Source organism: Sporolactobacillus sp. CQH2019, from assembly GCF_028765345.1.
GTDB lineage: Bacteria > Bacillota > Bacilli > Bacillales > Sporolactobacillaceae > Sporolactobacillus.
This window is the reverse complement of sequence record NZ_JARAJZ010000048.1, coordinates 1-616: the sequence shown is the minus strand read 5'-3', so window position 1 is coordinate 616 and position 616 is coordinate 1. Positions and strand designations below refer to the sequence as shown.

The 616-nt window shown below is 32.0% G+C and carries 2 protein-coding genes; both read left to right on the top strand.

Annotated elements, in window-relative coordinates; genetic code table 11:
* Positions 1–315: transposase (locus tag OYT88_RS20730; protein WP_274402262.1), on the top strand; the 315-nt coding region annotated here is incomplete at its 5' end.
* A 95-nt stretch (positions 316–410) separates the two neighbouring features.
* On the top strand, positions 411–616 hold a 206-nt coding region (locus OYT88_RS20725; protein WP_274402261.1), incomplete at its 3' end, for an IS3 family transposase.

The following is a 616-nucleotide window of genomic DNA, read 5'->3' as shown; positions in this document are numbered from 1 at the left end:
TGTATTATATGGAGGTATATTATGGCAAGATATTATACAAGGGATTTTAAAATTGAAATATGCAAATTAGTAATTGAAGATAACCTAAAACCTAAGATTGTCGCAAAGCAATTTGGGTTATATCACGTAATGGTTTATAGATGGGTTAATGAGTACAAAACCTATGGTGATGAGGCTTTTGTAGGTAAAGGTCATTTAAAATCTGAAGATGCAAAAGTGAAGGAGTTAGAGAAGAAATTAGAGCTTCTTAAACAAGAAAATGAAATTTTAAAAAAAGCAGCGGCATACTTTGCGAAAGCAAAGCAGCAAGATTAGATTTTGCAGTAAAAGAGCTTAAAAAATATGACACAAGCATGGTATGCCGTATTCTGAAAGTGTCAAGAAGTGGTTATTATAAGCATAAAAAAGCTATGAAGAAAGTTAAAAAAATTAATGGTGAAATAGATGTAATTAACTGTTTCCATAAACATAACGGAGCCTACGGACGTATAAGAATTAGAAAAGCACTTCTTAGAAAAGGCGTTAGGATAAGTGAATTTAAAATCAGCAAAATACTAAGTGAAAATGGGTTAGTCAGTAAATATGGGCGCCCAAGAAAACGTAATAAGCCGCGTAA